Raw genomic sequence first — 4,303 nt, forward strand, 5'->3', positions numbered from 1 at the left:
CAGCGGCTTACATCGCTGTCGTGCCAGATCACGGGCATGCCGTCCCCCAGCAGTTGAACATCCAGCTCAACCCAGCGCGCCCCCGCCTGATGAGCGGCGCGCACGGCGGTGAGGGTGTTTTCGGGGGCGGCCGCAGAGTAGCCGCGGTGGGCAATCAGAGTGGGTACTTCAATGGCAGGATGGGTCATGGACGATCCGTCTTGTGGTGACCAGGCGTGTTATAAAATGGCCCTTAGTCTAGCATGTACCCGTGACAGGCGTGTGTCGGCCAGAGGGTTGGACGACTTGATTTCAGCGCCCTGACGCGGTTGGATAGCGGACCCGTGCAGACTCCGTCATCCGTTTTCGGTCAGCGATGCTCAACGCGATCATTCACGGCAAACGATAATTCATAACAAGCGATACCCCATCGCCAATAACAGGAGTTTTTTGATGTCCAAGCGTATTCAATTTTCCACTACCGGTGGCTCCGACGTACTCGAGTGGGCCGAGGTCGAGCCTGTCGCACCGGCTGCCGGTGAAGTCCGTATCGCCAACAAGGCCGTTGGCCTGAACTTCATCGATATCTATTTCCGCACAGGCTTGTACCCGGCCCCCAGCATGCCTTCTGGCCTGGGCACCGAGGGCGCAGGCATCGTCGATGCGGTGGGCGAGGGCGTCACGCATCTTAAGGTAGGTGACCGCGTGGCGTATGCCCAGGGCCCGCTGGGCGCCTACGCCGAGCTGCACACGCTGCCCGCGGCCAAGGTGGTCAAGCTGCCGGATTTCATCGACTTCGAAACGGCGGCGGCCAGTATGCTGAAAGGCTTGACGGTGCAGTACCTGCTGCGTCAAACCCAGCCGCTCAAGGGCGGCGAGACCATTCTGTTCCACGCGGCGGCCGGGGGCGTGGGCTCGATTGCCTGCCAGTGGGCCAAGGCGCTGGGCGTGAAGCTGATCGGCACCGTCAGCTCTCAGGAGAAGGCTGACCTGGCCATGGCCAATGGCGCCTGGGCCACCATCAACTACACCGAAGAGAACGTCGTCGAGCGGGTGCGCGAGCTGACCAACGGTGAAATGTGTGATGTGGTGTACGACTCCGTGGGCAAGGACACTTGGGAGATGTCGCTGGATTGTCTCAAGCCGCGCTCGCTGATGGTCAGCTTTGGTAACGCGTCCGGCCCGGTGGACGGCGTTAATATCGGTATCCTGAATCAAAAGGGATCGCTGTTCGTCACGCGGCCCAGCCTGAACGGCTATGCGGATACCCGCGAGCGGCTGGAAATGATGTGCGAAGAGTTCTTCGCCATGATCGAAAGCGGCAAGATTCGCATCGATGTCGCCAACCGCTACCCCTTGCAGGAAGCAGGCAAGGCCCAGGATGCGCTGCAGAGCCGCAAGACGACCGGCTCGACCATTCTGCTGCCCTGAGCCGCTCGCCTGAGCCGGGGGTTAGTCCACGTCGACATAGGCCCCCAGCTGGCGCATGCGCCGCTCGAAGCTGGCCACGTTATCCACCAGCTGGTCGGGGCCGACGGCCACGCACTCGGCCAGAATCGCTTCGCTGAGCGTAATGGCCGAGAGCAGCGACGGAAAGAAGTGAGGCGTGGCGTTGGCGACGGTGAAGGTCACGCTGGCGCCAGGCACCAGCGGTGAGCGCAGGGTGTCGGTGACCACGATGGCCTGCACGCCGTTGGCGCGGGCAATCTCCAGCGCCTTGACCGTTTCGGCGCAGTAAGGCTCGAAGCCGAAAGCCACCACCACGTCCTGTTCGTCGAAGGGCGCCAGCTCCGTCAGGAGCCCGCCCTCCTGTCCGCGAATCAGCGTCACGTCGGGCATGGCGATACGCCCCACGTAGGCAAAGTGGTAGGCGCAGGCAAAGGTATCGCGAAAGCCGATCACGGCCACCCGGCGAGCCGCCAGTATGCGCTCGGCGGCGTCTTTTACCCGCGCTTGGTTATCCGCCGTGAAGAGCCTGCCAATGTTGTCGAAAGCGGCATCACCCACCTCCACGAACAGCGCCTCTTGCGGGTTGCGCACCTGCTGCTTGAGCCGACTGGCACGGCCGCTCAGTTCGACCGGTGCGGCCTGCACCGCCGATTGAAAAACCTCCCGAAACGACTCGTAACTCTCGAAGCCCAGCCGCTTGGCCAGCCGAACCAGAGTGGAAGGCGTCACCGACGCGGCCTGGGCCGTTTTACGCACTGACTGAAACGCCATTTCCGTCGGGTGTTCCAGCACATAGCTGGCCGCCCGTTTGAGCTGTGGGCTGAGCGTGGCGTAGTGCTCGGCCAGCTGCCGGTGGACGCTTTCCAGGTTGGGCGCAGGGCGGGTGGCGTGGTCAGGCATAGGGCTCTCTTTGATGAGGTGTAAAACATTTGTGCCAATGATAAATGTTTTTGTCACGAATGTATTGATTATCCCCCGGCAGTGTCCTATCGTTCGGCAGTACGTTTGTTTCTCTTTTTTTATTTAAAGGAACAATTGTTTCCTTATTTGCTTTTTCCGAACGAGGTTACCAACAGCATCATGTCTGCCGACGCGCCCGCGCTGCCCACCTATGAAACGCTCCTGATCTCTCTGGATGAACACGTGCTGACCCTGCGGTTCAACCGACCCCACCGGCTGAACGCGGTGATTGAAACCCTTTATGAAGAGCTGCTCGACGCCCTGCGCTTTGCCCAGCACGCAGCGCAGGTAAGAGCGGTGATCCTGACCGGAGAGGGGCGCGCCTTTTGTGTCGGCGCGGACATGAAAGCCCATGGCAGTGCACAGCGCTCGCTGTTTCAGCGGCGGGCTTATCTGCAGTTGGGCAATGATGCCTGTGAAGCCATCGACCAGCTGGGCAAGCCGGTGGTGGCGGCCGTGAATGGCTATGCCCTGGGGGCGGGGGCAGAAATGGCCGTGGCCTGTGATTTCATCGTCATGGCCGAGGATGCCCAGATCGGCTTCCCCGAAACCAGTATTGGCACCTGTGTCGGGGGCGGTGTTTCGAAGCGTCTGCCGCAGTGGGTGGGCCTGGGCCAGGCGCGCCGCCTGCTGTATCTGGGCGACCGCATCGATGGCGTGGAGGCCACTCGGATCGGTTTGGCACTGGCCAACCATCCGGGAGCCGAGCTGATGGCCCAGGCCCAGGCGCTGGCTACTCGGCTGGCTGGGCAGGCGCCGGTCTCCATGGCGATGCTCAAGCCGCTGCTCAATCGCGCCAGCGAAACCAGCATGGAAAGCCAGCTTCAGCAGGAGCTGGACGCCGTGTTTACCTGCTCGATCACCGACGATTGGCAAGAAGGGGTCGATGCCTTTGCCGCACGACGTGCCCCGCGTTTTCAGGGCAAATGAGCCGGCTGCCACCTTGCAATCCTTTTATCGTCCGTTTTGCCCTACAGGTCACGTCATGAACCGCTTCAACGAATCACACGGCTCCCGCAGCCCGCTGCACACACTGCTTTCCCCAACGGGTATCGCTATCGTCGGTGCCTCTGCCGACCCGACCAAGCGCGGCTATAAAGCCCTGCTAGGGTTGATCAAGGGCGGCTATGAGGGGGCGATCTACCCCATCAACCCCAAGGCGGAGCAGATCCTCGACATTCCGGCCTGGCCCTCACTGGCGGACATGCCGGGTACGCCGGAGCTGGCTCTGCTGTGTACCCCGGCTGCCAGCGTACCGGCGCTGATCGCCGAGTGTGGCCGTCAGGGGATCAAGGGCGCGGTAGTGCTGGCCAGCGGGTTCGGCGAAACCGGAGCGGCAGGGGCTGCCCTGGAGGAAGCGATGATGGCGGCGGCCGAGGCGCATGGGGTGCGCATCATCGGCCCCAACACCTCCGGTCTGTTCAACCTGCATCAGCGCATCAACCTGCTGGACCTGGCCAATGTCAGGGCAGGCGATATCGGTATCGTCTCGCAATCGGGCAATATGCTGCTGGCGCTGGCCCTGGAAGCACAGCATAACGGCCAGGTAGGATTCAGTAGCTATATTGGCCCCGGTAACCAAAGCGACATTGGTTTCAACGACTACCTGCGCTATCTCGGTGAGGACCCGCATACCCGAGTGGCGACCCTTTACGTGGAAGGGTTTCGGGATGGACGGCGCTTTCTGGATGTGGCTCGCCAGGTCACGGCGCACAAGCCGGTGGTGGTGTACAAATCCGGCGCCACAGAGCAGGGGCAAAAAGCGGCCAGCTCGCACACCGGCGCCCTGGCAGGCAGCTACCAGATGACGGTAGACCTGCTGCGTCAGGTGGGTGTCAGCGTGGTGCAGTACTCTGACGAGATCCTGCCGGTTGCCGAAGGCCTGGGGCAATTGCAGCAGGCGCCCGGCAAGCGG

Annotated in this window: 5 protein-coding genes; 3 read left to right on the plus strand and 2 right to left on the minus strand. The window is 62.3% G+C overall.

From position 1 onward, the window contains the following. Positions 1-188 (minus strand): glycerophosphodiester phosphodiesterase family protein (locus B7L71_RS08145; protein WP_283160408.1); only part of this gene is annotated, 188 nt, incomplete at its 3' end. A gap of 244 nt (positions 189-432) precedes the next feature. Between B7L71_RS08145 and B7L71_RS08150 the strand changes: the two genes are divergently transcribed. Then, positions 433-1,410: an NADPH:quinone reductase gene (locus tag B7L71_RS08150; protein ID WP_081137220.1), complete on the plus strand. Its 978-nt coding sequence runs from the start codon at positions 433-435 to the stop codon at positions 1,408-1,410. A gap of 21 nt (positions 1,411-1,431) precedes the next feature. On the opposite strand, the gene B7L71_RS08155 is transcribed toward B7L71_RS08150, so the two are convergent. Then, positions 1,432-2,328: a MurR/RpiR family transcriptional regulator gene (locus B7L71_RS08155; protein WP_081137222.1), complete on the minus strand. Its 897-nt coding sequence runs from the start codon at positions 2,326-2,328 to the stop codon at positions 1,432-1,434. Between the two features lie 180 nt (positions 2,329-2,508). On the opposite strand from B7L71_RS08155, the gene B7L71_RS08160 reads away from it, so the two are divergent. Both B7L71_RS08160 and B7L71_RS08165 read left to right on the plus strand, forming a co-directional pair. Next, the gene (locus B7L71_RS08160; protein ID WP_039178479.1) at positions 2,509-3,318 is read left to right on the plus strand and encodes an enoyl-CoA hydratase/isomerase family protein; all 810 of its coding nucleotides are present in this window, start codon (positions 2,509-2,511) and stop codon (positions 3,316-3,318) included. A 55-nt stretch (positions 3,319-3,373) separates the two neighbouring features. Beyond that, positions 3,374-4,303, plus strand: a 930-nt coding sequence (locus B7L71_RS08165; protein ID WP_170919458.1) for a CoA-binding protein, incomplete at its 3' end; no start/stop codon positions are given.

Source organism: Halomonas sp. BC2, assembly GCF_002078115.1.
Classification (GTDB): domain Bacteria; phylum Pseudomonadota; class Gammaproteobacteria; order Pseudomonadales; family Halomonadaceae; genus Vreelandella; species Vreelandella stevensii.